Source organism: Neobacillus vireti, assembly GCF_036962465.1.
GTDB classification, from domain to species: Bacteria; Bacillota; Bacilli; order Bacillales; family Cytobacillaceae; genus Neobacillus; species Neobacillus vireti_B.
Map to the genome: position 1 here is coordinate 1 of NZ_JBALNF010000017.1, position 20,532 is coordinate 20,532.

At 39.1% G+C, this 20,532-nt stretch carries 18 protein-coding genes and 2 other annotated features; of the genes, 16 read left to right on the forward strand and 2 right to left on the reverse strand.

All coding sequences use genetic code 11. The features are described from left to right. Window positions 1–156: 156 nt before the first annotated feature. Window positions 157–1,077, reverse strand: a complete 921-nt coding sequence (locus V7077_RS07820) for a nuclease-related domain-containing protein (protein WP_335500131.1) — start codon at window positions 1,075–1,077, stop codon at window positions 157–159. Between the two features lie 197 nt (window positions 1,078–1,274). Between V7077_RS07820 and V7077_RS07825 the strand changes: the two genes are divergently transcribed. The 13 genes from V7077_RS07825 (at window position 1,275) to thrS (ending at window position 16,406) form a co-directional block, all read left to right on the forward strand. Further along, on the forward strand, window positions 1,275–1,991 hold the full coding sequence (locus V7077_RS07825) for a response regulator transcription factor (protein ID WP_335500132.1): 717 nt from the start codon (window positions 1,275–1,277) through the stop codon (window positions 1,989–1,991). After that, on the forward strand, window positions 1,988–3,424 hold the full coding sequence (pnpS, locus tag V7077_RS07830) for a two-component system histidine kinase PnpS (protein WP_335500133.1): 1,437 nt from the start codon (window positions 1,988–1,990) through the stop codon (window positions 3,422–3,424). The genes V7077_RS07825 and pnpS overlap by 4 nt, the downstream gene beginning before the upstream one ends. Further along, entirely contained in the window at window positions 3,424–6,060 is a 2,637-nt protein-coding gene (polA, locus tag V7077_RS07835; protein ID WP_335500136.1) for a DNA polymerase I, read from the forward strand. Before pnpS ends, polA begins: the two co-directional genes overlap by 1 nt. Before the next feature lie 15 nt (window positions 6,061–6,075). Further along, complete coding sequence (gene mutM, locus V7077_RS07840; protein WP_335500138.1) at window positions 6,076–6,903, forward strand: DNA-formamidopyrimidine glycosylase; 828 nt, start codon at window positions 6,076–6,078, stop codon at window positions 6,901–6,903. A gap of 102 nt (window positions 6,904–7,005) precedes the next feature. Further along, the gene (gene ytaF / locus V7077_RS07845; protein ID WP_335500140.1) at window positions 7,006–7,641 is read left to right on the forward strand and encodes a sporulation membrane protein YtaF; all 636 of its coding nucleotides are present in this window, start codon (window positions 7,006–7,008) and stop codon (window positions 7,639–7,641) included. 19 nt (window positions 7,642–7,660) lie between these two features. Further along, complete coding sequence (gene coaE, locus V7077_RS07850) at window positions 7,661–8,266, forward strand: dephospho-CoA kinase (protein WP_335500142.1); 606 nt, start codon at window positions 7,661–7,663, stop codon at window positions 8,264–8,266. A 168-nt stretch (window positions 8,267–8,434) separates the two neighbouring features. Continuing rightward, entirely contained in the window at window positions 8,435–9,466 is a 1,032-nt protein-coding gene (locus V7077_RS07855; protein WP_335500144.1) for a glyceraldehyde-3-phosphate dehydrogenase, read from the forward strand. A 136-nt stretch (window positions 9,467–9,602) separates the two neighbouring features. Continuing rightward, window positions 9,603–10,001, forward strand: a complete 399-nt coding sequence (locus V7077_RS07860) for a hypothetical protein (RefSeq protein WP_215044049.1) — start codon at window positions 9,603–9,605, stop codon at window positions 9,999–10,001. A gap of 173 nt (window positions 10,002–10,174) precedes the next feature. Further along, window positions 10,175–10,636 carry a transcriptional regulator NrdR gene (gene nrdR, locus V7077_RS07865; RefSeq protein ID WP_144564449.1) on the forward strand — a complete coding sequence of 154 codons (462 nt, stop codon included), beginning with the start codon at window positions 10,175–10,177 and terminating at the stop codon, window positions 10,634–10,636. A 58-nt stretch (window positions 10,637–10,694) separates the two neighbouring features. Beyond that, window positions 10,695–12,089: a replication initiation and membrane attachment family protein gene (locus V7077_RS07870; protein WP_335500147.1), complete on the forward strand. Its 1,395-nt coding sequence runs from the start codon at window positions 10,695–10,697 to the stop codon at window positions 12,087–12,089. Between the two features lie 10 nt (window positions 12,090–12,099). Then, the gene (dnaI, locus tag V7077_RS07875; protein WP_335500149.1) at window positions 12,100–13,026 is read left to right on the forward strand and encodes a primosomal protein DnaI; all 927 of its coding nucleotides are present in this window, start codon (window positions 12,100–12,102) and stop codon (window positions 13,024–13,026) included. Between the two features lie 143 nt (window positions 13,027–13,169). Continuing rightward, on the forward strand, window positions 13,170–14,051 hold the full coding sequence (ytxC, locus tag V7077_RS07880; protein WP_335500151.1) for a putative sporulation protein YtxC: 882 nt from the start codon (window positions 13,170–13,172) through the stop codon (window positions 14,049–14,051). An 87-nt stretch (window positions 14,052–14,138) separates the two neighbouring features. Then, window positions 14,139–14,389 (forward strand) — a binding site (T-box leader). Between the two features lie 82 nt (window positions 14,390–14,471). After that, window positions 14,472–16,406 carry a threonine--tRNA ligase gene (thrS, locus tag V7077_RS07885; RefSeq protein ID WP_335500153.1) on the forward strand — a complete coding sequence of 645 codons (1,935 nt, stop codon included), beginning with the start codon at window positions 14,472–14,474 and terminating at the stop codon, window positions 16,404–16,406. 68 nt (window positions 16,407–16,474) lie between these two features. Here thrS and V7077_RS07890 read toward each other — a convergent pair whose 3' ends face one another. Then, entirely contained in the window at window positions 16,475–18,691 is a 2,217-nt protein-coding gene (locus tag V7077_RS07890) for a glycerophosphodiester phosphodiesterase family protein (RefSeq protein WP_335500155.1), read from the reverse strand. A 353-nt stretch (window positions 18,692–19,044) separates the two neighbouring features. Continuing rightward, window positions 19,045–19,177 (forward strand) — a sequence feature (ribosomal protein L20 leader region). A 141-nt stretch (window positions 19,178–19,318) separates the two neighbouring features. On the opposite strand from V7077_RS07890, the gene infC reads away from it, so the two are divergent. Genes infC through rplT form a run of 3 tightly spaced genes read left to right on the forward strand, consistent with a single transcriptional unit; the run spans window position 19,319 to window position 20,438 of the window. Then, on the forward strand, window positions 19,319–19,822 hold the full coding sequence (infC, locus tag V7077_RS07895; protein ID WP_141561135.1) for a translation initiation factor IF-3: 504 nt from the start codon (window positions 19,319–19,321) through the stop codon (window positions 19,820–19,822). A 19-nt stretch (window positions 19,823–19,841) separates the two neighbouring features. Next, the gene (gene rpmI / locus V7077_RS07900; protein WP_098532742.1) at window positions 19,842–20,042 is read left to right on the forward strand and encodes a 50S ribosomal protein L35; all 201 of its coding nucleotides are present in this window, start codon (window positions 19,842–19,844) and stop codon (window positions 20,040–20,042) included. Window positions 20,043–20,078: 36 nt separating this feature from the next. Next, window positions 20,079–20,438, forward strand: coding sequence for a 50S ribosomal protein L20 (gene rplT / locus V7077_RS07905; RefSeq protein WP_215044035.1), 360 nt, complete (start codon window positions 20,079–20,081; stop codon window positions 20,436–20,438). Window positions 20,439–20,532: the final 94 nt, after the last annotated feature.

Sequence of the window (20,532 nt, forward strand, 5' to 3'; positions counted from 1 at the left end):
CAAAGATGTCCGCATGGAGAGGTCATGAAGACAAAAAGAGTTTACACGAAGGGTTTAAAGTCCTCATGGAACTCTAATATGAAAAGGAAGGGTCAATTCCAGGGTCCCTCGACCTTATAGAGCACCCGAAGAAGACCCCCACCACCATACTATTAATTATTTATTATCCACGTAGTACGAAAACCTACCATGTCCGACTCGTGAAAAACATTTTATTAATAATCTATTGATTTGCTTTTTAGACAAGCCTCCCCCACACCACTCATAAACACAATTTGTCGTAATCCTTTTATCCGGAAATAGCAGCTTAATTTCTCCCACACTTCTTAAAACAGCAGACTCTACTCCTTCCACTTGTCCACAATCTGCACATACAAGCTTCCCACTTGAAACAGAGCATAAAAATGAATTGCACTTAGAACAAGTAAAGCCTTTACGAAACTCCTGATAATCATAACTTGGAATCTTTGAATTAGAATAAGGGGATTGAACCTGATGCAATGAAATGAGCTTATCCGCCATCTTTTTATGCCGATACGTTAATCTAGATGGCGTACTATCAAGCTTTCTCATAAACATTTTTAACTGTGGAGGATAGATTATGGGCTTATCCATTGGTGCTTGATACAAGAAAAATTCTGGGTTTACAAATACAACATAGGCCTCAATAGATTGGGAAAAACCTAGTTTTTGGAATAATTGAAGTAGTAAGGAGTTGCTTCTTTTTATCTGGTCAAGCGGGTTTTTAATAATCTTTCCAAAATTCGTCTCAAATCGTTCCTCTCGATAGATATAATCTCCTTCCAAATTTTTAATCTCAAAGAAATAAAAAGTATTTTGAAAAATAATCGAGGTATCAAGCTGAAATGATGTGTTATTAACTTCAAGATACAAATCATTTAAAATTAAGCAATCACTTTGCAGCTGCTCTGTTAAAATATCGAACCGGACCTCACCTTCAAAACCCTTCTCTTTATAAAGATAGTACTTATGCTGTTCCTGTGTTAACTCTATTCGATTATTTAAAATCCGTAGAACTTTTAAATCTTCTGGTACCGTACGCGGTTTATAGGCCATATTACACATCCCTTCTTTTACAAATACTATTGTATAAAACGAGAATGGCGAAATTGGCGAGAATTGTGAATTCTATGTAAATTTTTTTACAAGAAAGCGCTCTTATATAACAAATATAACTATCAGCCCCTAAAACTAGATAATCCATATTCCTTATAGATATAATGAGAATATCTAGAAGGTGGGGGTTATTTTATATGAAAAATAAAGTACTAGTTGTTGATGATGAACAATCAATTGTGACCTTACTTCAATATAATTTAGAACAGGCAGGCTTTGAGGTAGTTACGGCAATGGATGGGGCAGAGGGAAAACGATTAGCCGAAACCGAGTCCCCTGATATTATCGTTTTAGATTTAATGCTGCCCAAATTAGATGGTATGGATGTTTGCAAAAAGCTCAGGCAGCAAAATATTATGACGCCAATCCTCATGTTAACGGCCAAAGACGATGAACTTGATAAAATTCTAGGACTCGAGCTTGGTGCTGATGATTATATGGTCAAGCCTTTTAGTCCAAGGGAGGTCATCGCCCGGGTAAAAGCCATTTTAAGAAGAGCACAAATTCAAACCGAAGCCGCAAGTGACAATGATCAAGCAGAAGAGCAAATCCAAATTGGGAAATTAACCATCTATCCAGGAAAATATGAAGCTTTTTTCCATGAGGATCAATTGGAGTTAACTCTAAAGGAATTTGAATTGCTCCTATTTCTTGGACAAAATAAAGGTCGTGTATTGACTCGGGATCAATTACTGAGTGCTGTTTGGAATTATGACTTTGCAGGCGATACTAGAATTGTCGATGTTCATATTTCTCATCTGCGAGAGAAAATTGAAATAGATACTAAAAAGCCTGCCTATATCAAAACGATACGCGGTCTGGGCTATAAACTGGAGGAGCCTAAAGGAGAATGATTAAGTTTCGTTCGAGGGCTTTCGTTGTTTTAACTAGTTTAATTATAGTGGTCCTAATTGGTTTAGGAATATTGCTGGGGCAGTTTTTTAAATATAATTTTTTGGACACCCTCAATGACAAAATCAAAGTGGAAATTTGGTTGCTTTTAACAGTAGGTTTAGGATTAGCTGTCATTGTCACAGTCATTCTTGCCATCAGTATTACCACGAGATATACAAAGCCCATTAAAGCGGCCACCGAGGTGGCAATTGAACTTGCACACGGGAACTACCGCGCCCGTACAAAGGTGAACAGGATTGATGATACAGGAATGTTAGGTTCCTCAATTAACATGCTGGCAGAGAATCTGCAAGAACTCACCAAAGTTCGGGAAATCCAGCAGGACCGCTTAAGCGCTTTGATCGAAAATATGGGTGCTGGTTTAATTCTATTTGACAGCAGAGGGTATATTAATTTAGTTAATAAGGGCTATGCTGATATTTTTCATATTGATCCAAGTGATTATATCAATAAACAGTATTATGAGGTTATCGATTATGAAGAGATTCGTCAGCTCGTTGCCGAGGTATTTAGAACTGAACAAAAGGTAAGCAAACAATTACATTTACCTTTGCAGATTGAAAGGAAATATTTTATTGTGTATGGTGTACCCATTATTGGAGCTAACAATGTCTGGAAGGGAGTATTGCTTGTATTCCACGATATTTCAGAAATGAAGAAACTGGAACAAATGCGCAAGGATTTTGTCGCCAATGTTTCGCATGAATTAAAAACTCCAGTTACCTCTATAAAGGGTTTTACCGAAACCCTCTTAGACGGTGCGATGAATAACAAAGAAACGCTCCAATCGTTTCTCTCAATTATCTTAAAAGAAAGCGACCGGCTTCAGACTTTGATTCAAGACCTTTTAGAGCTCTCAAAAATTGAGCAGCACGGCTTTCAATTAAATATACAGTTGATCGATCTATACTCCGTGCTTCAAGATGTCCTGAACCTTTTGGATGTAAAAGCTAAGACGAAAAACATTCAACTTGAGTTTCACAGTAAACGGAACAAAGTCCTATTATACGGGGACCTGGATCGCTTAAAGCAAGTGTTTATCAATCTAATCAATAATGCGATTACCTATACACCGGCAGATGGAGCGGTGAGAATTATTCTAATTGACGGTGAAGAAAGGGTACGTATATCTATAAAAGACACTGGAGTTGGCATTAGTAGAGAAGATATTCCTCGAATATTTGAACGGTTCTATCGGGTTGACCGAGCGCGAAGTCGAAACTCCGGGGGTACAGGCCTGGGTTTAGCCATTGTGAAACATTTAGTGGAAGCGCATCACGGCAGTATTAATGTCCGTAGTAACCTCGGTGAGGGCAGTGAATTTATCATTGAACTGCCAAAAGAAATGATTTTAATGGATGGTGATAGTTAATGGAAAAGAAAAAGCTAGTGCTGATTGATGGGAATAGTATTGCCTACCGTGCTTTTTTTGCGCTCCCTTTACTTAATAATGATAAAGGAATACATACAAATGCGGTTTACGGTTTTACGATGATGTTGATGAAAATATTGGAGGATGAAAAGCCAACCCATATGCTGGTTGCCTTTGACGCAGGTAAAACCACGTTTCGGCATAAGACCTTTGGCGAGTACAAAGGCGGCCGGCAAAAAACTCCGCCTGAGCTGTCAGAGCAGTTCCCTTTCATTCGTGAGCTGCTGGATGCATACGGGATTTCGAGGTATGAGCTTGAAAATTATGAAGCAGATGATATTATTGGCACACTTTCCTTAACCGCTGAAAAGGATGGTTTTGAAGTAAAAGTAATTTCTGGAGATAAAGACTTAACCCAACTATCTTCCCCGATTACCACGGTCGGAATTACCAGAAAAGGAATAACGGATATTGAGGTCTACACACCTGAGCATGTTGCTGAAAAATACGGTTTGACTCCAGAGCAGATCATTGATATGAAAGGTCTAATGGGAGACCCTTCCGATAATATCCCTGGAGTTCCGGGGGTAGGAGAAAAGACAGCCATTAAGCTGCTTAAAGAATTTTCCACCTTAGAAAACTTATTAGCTTCCATTGACCAAGTAAGTGGGAACAAGCTGAAGGAAAAATTAGCTGAGTTTAAGGAACAAGCTTTAATGAGCAAAGAACTAGCGACAATTGAACGGCAGGCACCGGTTGAAATTGAGTTAGATACCATTGCGTACGAAGGCTTTACTAGAGAAAAATTAATCAGCTTATTTAAAGAATTAGGTTTCAACTCCTTATTAGAAAAACTGGGTGATGAACCAATAGACACGGTGGACCATGTACTTGAGGAGATCGACTATAAAATTCCTGAGGAAATTACGGAAGATATTTTTGCGGATGACAATTATTTTTATGTTGAAATGCTTGACGATAATTATCATTATGCTGAAATTATTGGATTTTCAATCGTAAATGAAAATGGACATTATTATTTGTCGACCGAGCAGGCTTTAAAATCACCTGTTTTTAAAGAGTGGGCAGAAGATGAACAAAAAAAGAAAATTGTTTATGATGCGAAACGCTCAGAGGTTTCTTTACGAAGATATGATATTCATTTGAAGGGAACCGACTTTGATATCCTAATGGGTGCCTATTTGGTTAACCCATCGGAAAACATTGAAGATCTTGCTGCCATTGCGAAGAGATATGATATTTATAATATTCAATCAGACGACTCCTTTTATGGAAAAGGAGCGAAGCGGAAAATTCCTGAGGTTACAAAACTTGCCGAGCATCTTGTTCGTAAAAGCCTTGCTATGTCAGAGTTAAAAGAGAAGCTCGAGGATGAATTAAGGGAAAATGAACAATATGAACTTTTTAAAGAATTAGAAATGCCATTATCCCTTATCTTAGCGGACATGGAGTCCACCGGGATTAAGGTCGAAACAGACCGTCTTCAGCAGATGGGGAAGGAACTAACAGAGAGACTAGTAGAAATTGAAGAAAAGATATGTGAGTTAGCTGGTGAGAAGTTTAACATTAACTCGCCTAAACAATTGGGGGTCATTCTTTTTGAAAAATTAGGTCTGTACTCTTACAAGAAAACAAAGACAGGTCACTCGACATCAGCGGATGTGTTAGAGAAATTAGCAGAAGATCATGAAATTATTCAGCATATTCTTCTGTATCGCCAGCTTGGGAAGCTGCAATCCACTTATATTGAGGGCCTGCTTAAAGTCATTAACCCAGAAACGGGAAAGGTCCATACACGATATCAGCAGACGTTAACCGCAACAGGCAGATTAAGCTCAATCGATCCGAACCTGCAAAATATTCCTATTCGCCTGGAGGAAGGGCGGAAAATTCGTCAGGCGTTCGTACCATCCGAGGAAGGCTGGCTCATTTTTGCAGCAGATTATTCGCAAATCGAATTGCGCGTGCTTGCCGATATAGCTGGTGATGAAAAGCTGATTGATGCCTTTAAGCATGATATGGACATTCATACGAAAACTGCAATGGAGGTCTTTCATGTTGATGCAGATGAAGTAACCTCTAATATGCGCCGCCAGGCAAAGGCTGTTAACTTTGGGATTGTCTATGGAATCAGTGATTATGGACTTTCACAATCTTTGGGCATTACTAGAAAAGAAGCAGGACTGTTTATTGATCGTTATCTTCATACGTATCCTGGAGTCAAGGAATATATGGATGACATTATTCATACGGCCCGACAAAAAGGGTATGTGACGACCTTAATGCAAAGAAGACGGTATCTCCCTGAAATTACGGCTCGAAATTTTAATTTACGAAGCTTTGCAGAAAGAACAGCAATGAACACACCAATTCAGGGGACCGCTGCAGATATTATCAAAAAAGCGATGATTGATATGGATGAGGCTTTAAAGGATAAAGGGCTTAAAACAAGACTCTTACTCCAGGTCCATGATGAACTTATTTTTGAAGCTCCCGAGGAGGAGATTGAAATATTAAAGAAATTAGTTCCTAATGTCATGGAAAATGCGCTTGAATTAAAAGTACCGTTGAAGGTGGACTATGCTTATGGACCAACCTGGTTCGATGCAAAATAAAAAGGAGGATCTACATTGCCGGAGCTTCCTGAAGTAGAAACCGTTAGAAAAACATTAAAACATCTCGTTCTTCATAAGAAAATTGCTAACATTACTGTCTTCTGGCCAAAAATCATCAAAAACCCTGTAGAGGTGGAACAATTTATCGATGCCTTAAAAGGGGAAACAATTGTGGATGTAGGCCGAAGAGGGAAATTTTTAATTATTTATACAGATCATTTTGCCTTGGTGTCTCATTTACGAATGGAGGGCAAATATGGTCTCTATCCAAAAGAAGAAGAGTTTGATAAGCACACACATGTGATTTTTCACTTTACGGATGATACCGAGCTAAGGTATCGTGATGTCCGTAAATTTGGGACGATGCATCTCTATAAAAAAGGTGAAGAATTCATACAGCCTCCATTGTTAGAACTTGGTCCTGAACCATTTTCGGAGGAGTTTACAAAGGAATACTTAGCTGAAAAATTAAAAAAGACTAATCGTAGGATTAAAACAGCTTTATTAGACCAAAGATTGTTTGTTGGCCTTGGAAATATCTATGTTGATGAGGCTCTATTTCGTTCAGGTATTCATCCTGAGCGGATTGCGAGTACGCTCAATGAAGAGGAAATATCAATACTGCATGATGAGATAGTTGCGACCTTAAGTGAGGCGGTTAAAAAAGGCGGCAGTACGATTCGTTCGTATGTCAACTCTCAAGGCCAAATCGGTATGTTTCAGCTGGACTTATACGCATATGGCCGAAAAGGGGAAGCCTGTAAAAAATGCGGAACACCCTTAGAGAAAACCACTGTAGGCGGTCGGGGAACACATTATTGTCCAAGCTGCCAGAGAATTTAGGACAGACTTGAGCGTTTTTGAAAAAGAAGAATACCAAAACACATTGGATGGGCTCCTTCCATATACTATCGTAGTGATTTCGGAGGAAGGAGCCTTAAGACAATGGTTCAGTTGTTCTCACTTTTTATATTAGCCTTTGCGCTCAGTCTTGACAGCTTTAGTGTTGGCTTCACCTATGGGTTAAGGCAAATGGTGATGCCGCTTAGATCCGTTTTAATTATAGCCACATGCTCGGCTGTCTCATTAATGATAGCCGTGTCAATTGGACATGGGTTGGAAAAAATATTGTCACCCAAACTAACGGCAAGCCTTGGCGGGATTATTCTAATCGCCCTTGGTGCCTGGGTATTGTATCAATTTTTCCGTCCAGAGAAAGAAAAAGAAGAGCTAACACATGAAAAAACCATAGTTAACTTTGAAATACGCTCTTTAGGAATCGCCATAAACATCCTAAAAAAGCCGATGTCTGCCGATTTTGACCAATCTGGAACTATTACAGGGGTCGAAGCCTTAATGCTTGGCTTTGCCTTATCATTAGATTCTTTTGGTGCAGGGATTGGAGCGGCCATGCTTGGGTATTCTCCCATTTCTTTAGCATTAGCGGTCGCCATCATGAGTTCTCTATTTGTTCTTTTAGGGATCAAAAGTGGCACATTTTTTCATAAATTTGAATGGATTCAAAAATTCACCTTCTTACCAGGAGTCTTATTAATTATCATTGGAGTTATGAAGTTATAACCCTAGAAAGGAACAAAGCATGTCACTAGTTATAGGGCTAACAGGCGGAATTGCCAGTGGAAAAAGTACAGTATCAAACATGTTAAAAGAAATGTCTATCACCGTTATCGATGCAGATGTTGAAGCCCGCTTAGCGGTCATGAAAGGTGAACCTGCTTACCAGAAAATTCTTGCCGAATTTGGCGATGATATTCTTTTAGAAACGGGAGAAATTGACCGGCAAAAACTTGGTGCTATTATCTTTCATCAAGCTGATCGACGGCAGCGGTTAAATGAAATAACCCATCCAGAAGTAAGACGAAGAATGCGTCAACAAGTGGAGACTGCAAAACAGAATAATGAAGGGATAGTCGTCTTGGATATTCCCTTATTATTTGAAAGTAAACTAACCGCGATGGTTGAAAAAACAATTCTTGTTTATGTTGATAGTGACATACAATTGCAAAGATTAGTGGAAAGAAATAACCTAACCCATGCAGATGCCGAAGCAAGAATCAATTCCCAAATGCCGTTATCAGAAAAAATCAAGCTTGCTGACGCTGTAATAAATAATAATGGAACGCTTGAGGAGACGAAACAACAGCTCCTTATGATACTAGCTAAATGGGGAATAAAACAGGAATAATGGAGAAGAGAAGGGACTTAGCCCCTTCTTTTTTTGCTTTACTACATTAAGTTACTCTAAATTTTAAAAATATCCGCCATTAAATGATCACAATTAAACTCGATTGTGTTATACTAATTATAACAATACTTGTTAACAGTATAACACTAATGCGGAAGGGGCCGTAAAATGAAGGCGAGAATTGCAATTAATGGGTTTGGGAGAATTGGAAGGATGGTTTTTAGAAAAGCAATTTATGAAGGGAATCTTGAGGTTGTAGCAATCAATGCGAGCTATCCGGCAGAAACCTTAGCTCATCTCATTAAGTATGATACAAATCATGGGACATTTCAGGGAGATGTTATCCCTTTAGATAATGAATTAATCGTAAATGGTAAACGAGTTAAACTATTAAATAATCGTGTCCCTGAGGAATTACCTTGGAGGGAACTTGGGATTGATATTGTCATTGAGGCAACGGGAAAATTTAATTCTCGTGAACAAGCTGCACGTCATCTGGAAGCAGGGGCTAAAAAGGTTATCTTAACAGCGCCGGGTAAAAATGAGGACGTTACCATTGTAATGGGAGTAAATGAAGAAATGCTTGATCTTAATCAGCATGATATTATTTCTAATGCTTCATGTACCACCAACTGCCTTGCACCTGTTGCAAAGGTCCTGGATCAAAAATTCGGTATCGAATCTGGTTTAATGACAACCATTCACGCTTATACAAATGATCAAAAGAATATTGATAATCCGCATAAAGACCTACGGAGAGCCCGATCATGTGGACAATCTATTATTCCAACGACAACAGGAGCGGCTAAGGCCATCTCATTGGTGCTCCCGCAATTGAAAGGAAAACTGCATGGGATGTCCTTACGCGTGCCAACTCCTAATGTTTCATTAGTGGACTTAGTTGTCGATTTAAAATGTGATGTTACACTAGACGATATTAATCAAGCATTTTTAGAAGCTGCAAATGGCTCGTTAAAAGGAATTTTGGATGTTACGATGGAGCCTTTAGTATCTGTAGACTTTAATACAAACGCCCATTCTGCTATTATTGATGGTCTCTCAACAATGGTAATGGGAACAAGGAAAGTCAAGGTCTTAGCTTGGTATGATAATGAATGGGGCTATTCATCACGAGTGGTCGATCTCGCCCTGTATGTAGCAGAGGAAATCGCTAAACTGTCAAAGGTGAAAGTCAGCTAATTGATCCCAAATTAGTAAATTTTACTGCTTTCTTATAAAAAATATGAAAAGAGGTGTACTAATTCGTACGCCTCTTTTTATATTTTTAACAGAATGTTGTAAAATAGATAAAAAGGAAGAAACTTGGAGGGTTTATATGGCTATCATGGTGAATATTTTTACACGATTTAAAAAGCAACTAGAAACGTCTGACCGAAACACGGATGTTTCGTTAAAAACACACTATTATAAAGGGACCTTTAATCAATTATTTCAGTCTGTTGAGAAATTATTTCATGACGATGCGGATTGTCGAGTCACCACTGTATCCAAAGACCATGGAGAGATTGCGGTTGAAATAAATAAACCTATTCCATGCTTCCTTGTCGTCACTATTGTTTCCGTAAAACCAATGGAAACAGCAGTAGATTTTAATATTTCTTCAGAGAGTTTTTCTCTTCTGGGTATATATCCGCAATTGAAAAAGAGAATTGAATCTTATTATGAACGGATCAATCGGTTACATAACCTTGTCGAAATAAGAAAAAACTCGTAATCCGCTACTTGTGTTAAAGCCCTCTTTTTTATAAGATAAAGTTAAGGATTTTGTTCGGGATTAGAGGGCTGGTTTAGAAGATGTACAAACACAACGTATAACGCCTTTATCTTCGCCCCTAAGGGGAACGCCAGTTGGCAAGTTCTTTTATTCAGATTTGGAGTTGATTAACAATGAAGTGCCCTTCATGTCAAAATTACGGTACACGTGTGCTTGATTCACGGCCTGTTGATGAAGGACGTGCAACACGGAGAAGAAGAGAATGCGAGGAATGCGGTTATCGGTTTACTACATTTGAAAAGATTGAAGAGATACCCCTGATTGTGGTGAAAAAGGAAGGAACAAGAGAAGAATTCAGCCGTGATAAAATTCTAAGGGGACTGATCAAGGCGTGCGAGAAACGCCCTGTTGCTTTAAAGGAATTAGAAGATATAACGCACGGTGTGGAAAAAGACCTTCGCAGCCAAGGGATTTCTGAAATAAAGAGTGAGGCGGTTGGGGAAATGGTAATGGACAGGCTGGCACACGTTGATGAAGTTGCCTACGTGCGATTTGCCTCCGTTTACCGCCAATTTAAAGATATTAATGTTTTTATAGACGAACTGAAAGAATTAATAAAAAAGGAAAAGTCGTAAAAGGAGCTGAGGATTTTAGCTCTTTTTCTTACTTTATAAGAGGAAAGGTTGGATTGATATGGCGCAGCATTGGCAGGAAATTCTTCCTATCGACCGTTATATAGTATCTGCCGGCGGGCTGCTGCATGATTATGACCGTAAAGTGCTGACGTTTTTATATCAGCCGCTGATTGGGTCAGCTTGCTTAAGTTTGTACATGACGCTCTGGGCAGAACTGGAGGAAAATCGCCTCTGGTCTGAATCATCGACACACCATCTATTGATGAATCTTATGGGAATGAATTTAAAGGAGATTTACGAAGCTAGATTAAAGCTAGAGGGAATCGGGTTAATTAAAACCTATGTCAAGACAGATGAAGAGCGCTCCTTCATTTATGAGCTCCAGCCGCCTTTAAATCCGGAGCAGTTCTTTTTAGATGGAATGCTAAATATTTATTTGTTCCGAAAAATTGGGAAGAACCATTTTTCCCGATTGAAGCGATTTTTTACTGATCAACAAAAACCAAAGGAAACGGAATATCAGAATGTAACGAAGGCGTTCCAAGATGTGTTTGCCTCAGCCACACTTGGAAGCATGCAATATATACAAGATGTTTCAGGAGAATTAAAAGCGGAGGATGATGCACAATTCATTAGCCGTCAGGAGCAGCAGGGGATTCAAATTGATATTGATACATTTGATTTTGGTCTGCTAATGGCCGGCTTAAATGAATCACTTGTCCCTAAAAAAGCATTAACGAAAAAGGTAAAAGAAGTGATTAGTAATCTGTCATTCCTATATAATATAAATCCAATTGAAATGAAAAATTTAATTCTTGATGCCATTAATCCAAATAATGAAATTGATCTTGAGGACTTAAGAAAAGCAGCACGAAATTGGTATCAATTTGAAAATAATGAGCAGTATCCGAGCTTAGTGGAACGGACACAGCCGCCTAGATACCGTGATCAATTAGACGAGCCAAAGACGAAAGAAGAAGTATTAGTCCGTTCATTAGAAACCACATCCCCTGTTAAGGTATTTAGAGATGCTTCACATGGAATCGAACCCTCTGATACCGAATTGAAAATTATTGAAGATGTCATGTCCAAGAAGAAACTGCTGCCTGGTGTTGTCAATGTACTCATCCAATATGTTCTGTTAAAAGCAGATTCAAAATTTACGAAGAACTATGTCGAGCAAATTGCCAGCCACTGGGCACGGAAGGAAGTTAAAACCGTTAAAGAAGCTATGGAATTAGCGAGAAGTGAACATAGTAAGTACCTTTCTTGGGATGAAGAGAAGAAAAACCGAAGAGTATCAACTAAAAAACCTATTAGAACCGAACTTTTGCCTGATTGGTTTGATAAAGATCCAAAGAAAGAATCGGCGGAAGGTCCAAAAGAAAAAGATCCTGATTTAGAGGCTAAAAAACGTGAAATAGAAGAAATGTTAAAAGCAATCGATGATTAAGAGGTGACATATGGAAAAGATTAACCGAACGCTAAACCGGATAGCCTCAAGTGAGAGTTTTCAAAAACGATATGAAAAAATGCGCCAAGAAACGTTGTCACATCCGGCAGTTAAATCATTTATTAGGGAACATGAACATGAGTTGACCAAGGGTACAATTGAAAAGGGATTAAATAAGCTTTACGAGTATATTAACCAGAGCCTAGAATGTAATAAGTGTGAAAGTCTGAATGGCTGTATTAATATGATGAAGGGATATCAGCCCGAGTTGGTGTTAGTAAGGAATTCAATTGATGTAAGATATGAACGATGCCCAAGAAAAATAATGGATGATGAAAAACGAAAAAATGAAAAGTTAATTAAAAGTTTATATGTTCCTAAAGACATCTTGAATGCTACATTTGAGGACTTTGAACATGATAATAATCGAATTGATGCCATTCAAAGATCACTGTCGTTTATTTTAAACTATGAACAAGGTAAGCGGGCAAAAGGCTTATATTTATACGGAGAATTCGGTGTTGGGAAATCGTATATACTTGGCGCAATTGCGAACAAGCTGGCCAAAAAGCAAATTTCCTCGATGATTGTTTATGTCCCGGAATTATTACGGGAAATGAAAAGTTCGATCGCTGACTCCACATTAAACGAAAAAATAGAGGCCTTGAAAAAAGAACCGATTTTAATGCTGGATGATATTGGTGCGGAGGCTGTATCAAGCTGGACAAGAGATGAGGTCCTTGGACCAATCCTCCAATTCCGAATGCTCGAGAACCTTCCAACCTTTTTCACTTCAAACTTTGATTTAAAAGGGCTGGAGCATCATTTAACCTATAGCCAGCGCGGCGAGGAAGAGAAAATGAAGGCCCGCAGAATAATGGAAAGAATCCGTACCCTGAGTGAGCCTGTTTTAGTAGATGGGCCAAACAGAAGATAATAGCAGCATGAAAGGATTGCCTGTAAACTTCGGGCAGTCCTTTTTTTTATTTAAATAACAATTCTAACGATGTGTATACTTCTATTTTGGTCAAGTCCCCCATATATATTAAACAGAGATTTTTCTAAAAAGGGGGGATTTGGTTGGCGGAAATCATCTTCCAAAGCAAGATAGATGCGAACCGGTTTTATAACCACTTGCTAACGTATTTACCATTCAATTCTGATGAAAAAACTATTCTTCTAATAGAAGATCGACATATAGTACAAGTGTTAGATGGGGATTTTTCGAATGACACAGTGAATAAGGTGAAAACAGCCTTTTATGATTTTATTACAACGATGAAGCGAGATGACTGGTTTCTAGAGATAATTAAAAGTCACTATTTCTTTCAAGAGGAAGAAGAACAGCAGCAGATTATGGAGATTATTTATTCCATCCTTGAAGGGCAAAGAGAAGACCTTGCCGTTTTTTTAAAGGAAACCAAAAAAGAAACATCTTTTATTGAAGAGGCAGTTGATCATATTTTTCAAGAAAAGGTTTCTTTCTCTTTTGATTCCTTGCTTAAATTTCGCTTGCGGCCATACCTGCAAATGCTCGAGGATTATGTAGAACTCGCCATTGATGAATACAAAATGGAGCAAGAGTATCAAATGTTTATTCAAATGCTCCGGGACTTTTTGGTAAAGCGTGAGCCGAAAATGGCAACGCTCCATGTATTATTTGACGAGGAAATTACGTTTTATAATGAGGAGTTGGCAGAAATTAAACGTGCGGAATTAACGAGAATGATTGACCGAAAACTATTAGTTAATCATCCGGTATATGTTGATTCTGTTTCCATCGCACCACTTTTATCGATTGCACCAACGTCCATTTTTCTATATACAAATAATCCAGATGAGCCGCTGGTAAGAACAATCAAAAATATTTTTGAAGAACGAGTGACGATTAAAAATTTCACTGCCCTAAGGAGTATAAAAAAATGGCCAGCGGATCAAGAGTCATCAGAAAATCATGCATAAAATCTTAAAATCATGTCAATATTTAGTTTTATGTACCTTGCATTTTTAAAAGTAAATCATTATAATAACGTACATAGCAAATATGTAGTAAAAGTAATGATAAGGACAACAGTATTTCTTTACGGTTTAAAGAGAGGAAGACCACCGGCTGAAAGTCTTCTAACACGGAATAAATACTTACCACCTTTAAACTTCGGCAGTGAACTCTTCATTTTCTGATGGGGAAAGTAATTGTTGACGGCCACAGCCGTTACCTGACCAAAGTCATTTTTAATAATGGATTTATTAAAAATGAAAAATTGGGTGGAACCACGTGTTAATTAAAACTCGTCCCTATTCCTAGGGACGGGTTTTTTTATTTTTTTAGCGGCCTTTAAGGGCGTAAAGCCCAGGGCGCAATCATTAAAAGGAGGAGTTAATATGTCAGATGTTGTTAAGATTTCGTTTCCTGATGGAGCAGTAAAGGAGTTTCCAAAAGGAACAACAACAGAAGATATTGCCGCTTCCATCAGCCCGGGCCTAAAGAAAAAGGCAATCGCCGGCAAATGGAACGGACAAATGGTTGATCTTCGCCGTCCCATCTTAGAAGACGGATCTATAGAAATCGTTGTACCCGAATCAACTGAGGCGTTAGAAGTATTACGCCACAGTACAGCCCATTTAATGGCACAAGCGGTGAGAAGACTATATCCAGATGTTAATTTAGGGGTCGGACCGGTTATTGAAGGTGGCTTCTATTATGATATGGACCTCGATGTATCATTAACACCAGAGGATTTGCCAAAGATTGAGAAGGAAATGGCGAAAATCGTCAATGAAAATCTTGAAATTGTTCGTAAGGAAGTCAGCCGTGCTGAAGCGGTACAGCTTTTTAAAGAAGCTGGAGATCCTTACAAGCTTGAACTAATTGAAGCGATTCCGGATGAAGAAACAGTAACAATCTATGAGCAGGGTGAATTTTTCGACCTTTGCCGTGGGGTACATGTTCCGTCTACTGGAAAAATCAAAGAGTTTAAACTGCTAAGTATTGCGGGTGCTTACTGGCGCGGCAACAGCGATAATAAAATGCTGCAGCGCGTTTACGGTACTGCTTTCTTCAAGAAGGAAGACTTAAAAGAGCATCTTCGTTTATTAGAAGAAGCGAAAGAGCGTGACCACCGTAAAATCGGAAAAGAATTAAGTCTTTTCACAAGTAACCAATTAGTGGGTCAAGGCTTACCATTATGGCTTCCTAAAGGGGCAACCATCCGCCGTGTGATTGAACGTTACATCGTCGATAAAGAACAGCGTCTTGGTTATGACCACGTGTACACGCCAATTATGGGAAGCGTAGATTTATACAAAACTTCCGGTCACTGGGATCATTATCATGAAGACATGTTCCCAATTATGGAAATGGATAACGAGCAATTAGTGCTTCGTCCAATGAACTGTCCGCATCATATGATGGTGTACAAAAACAGCATGCACAGCTATCGTGAGCTTCCAATTCGGATTGCGGAACTTGGTCTAATGCATCGTTACGAAATGTCAGGGGCCTTAGCCGGATTACAGCGTGTCCGTGGGATGACATTAAATGATGCTCATATTTTCGTTCGTCCAGATCAAATCAAAGATGAATTCAAGCGTGTTGTGAATTTAATTTTAGAAGTTTATAAAGACTTTAATATTAACGATTATTCCTTCCGACTTTCTTACCGCGATCCGCAGGATACTGAAAAGTATTTTGATGATGATGCGATGTGGGAAAAAGCACAAAGCATGTTGAAGGAAGCAATGGATGATCTTGGTCTTGATTATTTCGAAGCTGAAGGAGAAGCTGCCTTCTATGGTCCTAAGCTTGATGTTCAAGTAAGAACTGCATTAGGTAAAGACGAAACGTTGTCAACTGTTCAATTGGATTTCTTGCTTCCAGAACGTTTTGACTTAAATTATGTAGGTGAAGACGGTAAGCAGCATCGTCCTGTTGTTATCCACCGCGGCGTGGTATCGACAATGGAACGATTTGTGGCCTACTTAATCGAAGAATACAAAGGTGCATTCCCAACATGGCTTGCTCCAGTACAGGTACAAGTGATACCAGTTTCTCCTGACGCTCATTATGACTATGCGAAACAGGTTCAGGAGCAGCTGCAAAATGCAGGCTTCCGAGTTGAATTAGATGGCCGTGATGAAAAGATCGGTTATAAAATCCGTGAAGCGCAAATGCTGAAAATCCCATATATGCTGGTTGTTGGTGACAAAGAAGTGGAAGACAATGCTGTCAACGTCCGTAAGTATGGCGAACAGAAATCCGAAACTATAGCTTTTGGTGATTTCCTTGCAGGACTTCTAGCAGAAGTAAAACGCGGCTAAGCTTATAATGAAAAAATACCACAGCCTTTTTTGGACTGTGGTATTTTTATTATCTTTTTGGAGGGATATTAATCCTCCAACTGGAAAGTATGAGTAAAATGAGTCTTTCCGTTCTCATCCTGTATTTCAACAACAGCCTGCTTGTTTTCAGGGTTCACCTTAAACACACCGAAATTGAAGAAGTTACCTTCTGCGTATAATTTTTCAGGGCCAAAAGTTGGGTCGAGGGTTCCTGGATTGATTTTTACAGCGCCAATCGGGCCACTGATTAGTTCATTATAATCGGTTTTTCCGTCATGGTTGGCATCATATTTGATTACTTCTGCAAAATGAACATCAGTGGTGACGAAAAAGACGTTTTTAATTCCTTTTTCGATAATGAAATCTGAGATTTTTTTGAACTCGTTCTCATAGCCTGTGGGTTCGTTTGGATTTACATTGTCCCCATTTGCCCATCCATCTCTAGCCATGGCTTTTCCCGTAGGCACGGAGATTGGCACGGAAGTCGCTACCAGTTTTACTTTTGCATCTGACTCAAGCAGCAGCTGCTCCAGCCATTTTAACTGTTCATCCCCTAGCATCTGCTTATCTGGACCATCTGCCTGAGTGTTCGGTGAGCGGTAGCCGCGGTTGTTAAGGATCATCATATCCATTGTATTGCCCCAAGAATACTTATGATATAGCTTGTCTGACGAACTGCGCTCACTTGAAATCGGCCAATAGTCCTCAAACGCTCTTAAACCGGTTGGAGTGAGTTCCTGGGATGGCCCTGAAAAGTCGTTCGTTACTTCATGGTCATCCCAAATAGAGAACGTACCTGTTTTTTGTAAAAGGCTGCGCAAACCAGAATCTGTACGGTTTTCTTTATATTTAGCCCAGAAATCCTGAACAGTTTGAGAAGGAGGATTAGGCACAGCCGGTGTTTTATTATCGGCATAAATGGTGTCCCCGCTGAACAGGAAGAAGTCTGGATTTAAAGCCGACATTGCTTTGAAAGAATTATAAGGTGGAATCTCTCCCTGGCCGCCAGTATCTCCGCCCCATACCATTGTCAAGGGCTTTAAGCTGTTTTCCTTCGGTGCGGTTTTAAAGGATCCGGTTACAATATACTTGCTGGAAACAGCATGAGCACGATAATAGTATTTTGTATCGGCTTTTAATCCTTTCACCTCTACGTTTACCGTAAAATCATTCTCTTTAGAAGCATGTCCTGTTTTTACGATAGTTTGATTTTTAAAATTGCTGTCCGTTGAAATTTCAAATTGGACTCTTGCGTCTTCATTCGAACGGGTCCATAAAATAGCTGAAGAATCGGTTACATCCCCGCTTGCCACTCCATGGGAAATAAACGGTTTTTTAAGCAGATCGTCCAACAGGTCAGGATTATTGGTGAATTCTCCGTCAACTCCAAGAGAGAGCATAGAGACCAAATCATCCTGTGAATTGACGGTCCAAGGATGAACCAGGAGTTTGTTTTGATGAGCAGCTTCCATGAGCTTTGGAACGACAAGCTCCTTGCTCGGACCTACACCTGAAGCATAATCGGAGATTCGCTTCATCTCTTGGTATACATCTTTTCCTGCCAGCATTTTTCCATCATAAAGCTGAATCAGCTTGACGTTGGGAGCGAGTGTTTTTAACTTACGAAGGCTATCCTCGCTAAATGATTCTAGAAAAAGTTTTTCATCACCTAAGGCATTGGCTTTTTTTAAGATTTCGATTACTTTCTCTTCCATTCCAGGGTAAACATACGGTGCTTTTGTTTCCATGTAAAGACCAACTTTTCCGTTTCCGTGTTTTTTTACAAAGTCAATTGCTTCCTCAAGGGTTGGCACCTGCTGTCCTATGTATTCTTGTTTCGCTTTATCAGGATAAGCTTTATTAAACCATGAGCCTGCATCGAGGCGTTTGATTTCATCAAGCGTAAAATCCTTTACCCGCCATGGAGCCCGGTCCGGGTAGAGTTCCTTTGCATTCGTTGTTCTCGCCAAGGTTTCATCATGCATCGCGATTAACTGGCCATCCTTTGTCATTTGTAAATCGAACTCCACATAATCCGCGTTCATCGCCATGGCCTGATTGTAGGCGGCAAGTGTATGTTCTGGACCGTATGCAGATGCTCCGCGATGAGCGATAATAGCAACATCGGAATTCATCGGGCGTAATGTAGATGTTCCATTGTCAGTTACTGAACTTTCAATGGGGTGGGCTAATACTGCAAAAGGAGCTGCCGAAGTTACCGAAAGCGACAAACACGCAAGGCTGGCAATCAAGCTTTTTTTCATTTCAATTTCATCTCCTATATGTTTTATGGATTTCAAACATAAAACTATAGGAGAATTGTAAAGTGGGAATTAATAGAATATTAATCTTCTGTAAAAGGAAGATAAACAGTACCTTTTTCCTATCAAACCCGCAGTAAACGTACTTTCGCGTAGTATTATTGATTTAATAAATGGTTGATCATCACGGGTTAACAAAAGTAATAAATAAATGATTACAGCAATTTTTAGAAAAAACTATTGAATAATTTTTGGTTTCTTGCTACAATAAATTTCGTTGTCAAAGAAAAATAGTTTGTTTGACAAGTAATCTTCGCTATGATATAGTTACTAAGGTAAAATTGAATACTTAATTTTGGGAAAAGAAGAAGCACCCGCTTCTCACCTGATTGACGCTAGTTAAGCAGTTGGCAGGTTTTACGTGAACTTTTTGTTTATTACTTATGTTCTGTAAAGTGTGGGTGTATTCATCCGCACTTTTTTGTTTGTTTACTTAAGAAATAGCACTTTTAAAAGTAATTCATGCCTGTCAATCAAATTAGGGTGTCAAACAATAAGGTGATCTTATTCTTGTACCCAGACGTTGTATTCTTGATAAAACCTTGGAGGTGGCTAATTATTAGCAAAGACATGTTGTTGAATGAGGGCATCCGTGCTCGAGAAGTTCGTTTAATTGACCAGAATGGCGAACAATTGGGGATTAAGACCAAATTTGAAGCATTGGAAATTGCCGGAAGAGTAAATCTTGATTTGGTACTTGTAGCACCAAATGCAAAGCCTCCGGTAGCCCGGATTATGGACTATGGCAAATTCAAATTCGAGAATCAAAAGAAAGAAAAAGAAGCTCGTAAGAATCAAAAGATTATTACTACTAAAGAAGTTCGTCTAAGCCCAACGATTGATGAACATGACTTTAATACAAAGCTTCGTAATGCCATTAAGTTTTTGGAAAAAGGCGACAAAGTAAAAGCGTCAATCCGTTTCAAAGGCCGGGCGATTACCCATAAAGAAATCGGTCAACGTGTGTTAGACCGTTTTTCCGAAGCGTGCAAGGAAGTTGCAACGATCGAATCACATCCTAAAATGGATGGACGAAGCATGTTCCTAGTTTTAGCACCTAAAAACGATAAGTAATATAGGGAGGACTATTACAATGCCAAAAATGAAAACTCACCGCGGCGCTGCAAAGCGTTTCAAGAAAACTGGTTCTGGTCAACTTAAGCGTGACCATGCTTATACAAGCCACTTATTCGCTAACAAATCAACAAAAGCTAAGCGTAAGCTACGCAAAGCAGGTCTTGTTTCAAAAGGCGATTTCAAACGCATTCGTCATTTACTAACTTACGTAAAATAATTATAAGTGATCGATTTATTATAGGAGGGAAATTCCATGCCACGTGTAAAAGGCGGTACTGTTACCCGCAAACGTCGTAAAAGAGTTCTTAAATTAGCTAAAGGTTATTACGGTTCAAAACATACATTATATAAAGTTGCTAACCAACAGGTTATGAAATCATTACAATATGCTTTCCGTGACCGTCGTCAGGTTAAGCGCGATTTCCGCAAACTTTGGATTACTCGTATCAATGCAGCAGCTCGTATCAACGGTCTTTCATATAGCCGTTTAATGCATGGCTTAAAGCTTGCTGGTATCGAAGTAAACCGCAAGATGCTTTCTGAACTTGCTATTAGCGATGCAAACGCATTTGCTGAATTAGCAAACACAGCAAAGCAACAATACAATAAGTAAAGCGTAAGCGACCGTTAAGCGACGTATGGACTGGTGCCGAGCCGACTGAGATAAAGGAAACACGAAGAGCGTAAGCGATTCGATGTTGACTTAT

What these genes read in the sequence shown, in the direction of transcription:
- V7077_RS07820 (WP_335500131.1), bottom strand. Translation starts at nt 1,077, where the DNA reads ATGGCCTATAAACCGCGTACGGTACCAGAAGATTTAAAAGTTCTACGG.
- V7077_RS07825 (WP_335500132.1), top strand. Translation starts at nt 1,275, where the DNA reads ATGAAAAATAAAGTACTAGTTGTTGATGATGAACAATCAATTGTGACC.
- pnpS (WP_335500133.1), top strand. Translation starts at nt 1,988, where the DNA reads ATGATTAAGTTTCGTTCGAGGGCTTTCGTTGTTTTAACTAGTTTAATT.
- polA (WP_335500136.1), top strand. Translation starts at nt 3,424, where the DNA reads ATGGAAAAGAAAAAGCTAGTGCTGATTGATGGGAATAGTATTGCCTAC.
- ytaF (WP_335500140.1), top strand. Translation starts at nt 7,006, where the DNA reads ATGGTTCAGTTGTTCTCACTTTTTATATTAGCCTTTGCGCTCAGTCTT.
- coaE (WP_335500142.1), top strand. Translation starts at nt 7,661, where the DNA reads ATGTCACTAGTTATAGGGCTAACAGGCGGAATTGCCAGTGGAAAAAGT.
- V7077_RS07855 (WP_335500144.1), top strand. Translation starts at nt 8,435, where the DNA reads ATGAAGGCGAGAATTGCAATTAATGGGTTTGGGAGAATTGGAAGGATG.
- V7077_RS07860 (WP_215044049.1), top strand. Translation starts at nt 9,603, where the DNA reads ATGGCTATCATGGTGAATATTTTTACACGATTTAAAAAGCAACTAGAA.
- nrdR (WP_144564449.1), top strand. Translation starts at nt 10,175, where the DNA reads ATGAAGTGCCCTTCATGTCAAAATTACGGTACACGTGTGCTTGATTCA.
- V7077_RS07870 (WP_335500147.1), top strand. Translation starts at nt 10,695, where the DNA reads ATGGCGCAGCATTGGCAGGAAATTCTTCCTATCGACCGTTATATAGTA.
- dnaI (WP_335500149.1), top strand. Translation starts at nt 12,100, where the DNA reads ATGGAAAAGATTAACCGAACGCTAAACCGGATAGCCTCAAGTGAGAGT.
- thrS (WP_335500153.1), top strand. Translation starts at nt 14,472, where the DNA reads ATGTCAGATGTTGTTAAGATTTCGTTTCCTGATGGAGCAGTAAAGGAG.
- V7077_RS07890 (WP_335500155.1), bottom strand. Translation starts at nt 18,691, where the DNA reads ATGAAAAAAAGCTTGATTGCCAGCCTTGCGTGTTTGTCGCTTTCGGTA.
- infC (WP_141561135.1), top strand. Translation starts at nt 19,319, where the DNA reads ATGTTGTTGAATGAGGGCATCCGTGCTCGAGAAGTTCGTTTAATTGAC.
- rpmI (WP_098532742.1), top strand. Translation starts at nt 19,842, where the DNA reads ATGCCAAAAATGAAAACTCACCGCGGCGCTGCAAAGCGTTTCAAGAAA.
- rplT (WP_215044035.1), top strand. Translation starts at nt 20,079, where the DNA reads ATGCCACGTGTAAAAGGCGGTACTGTTACCCGCAAACGTCGTAAAAGA.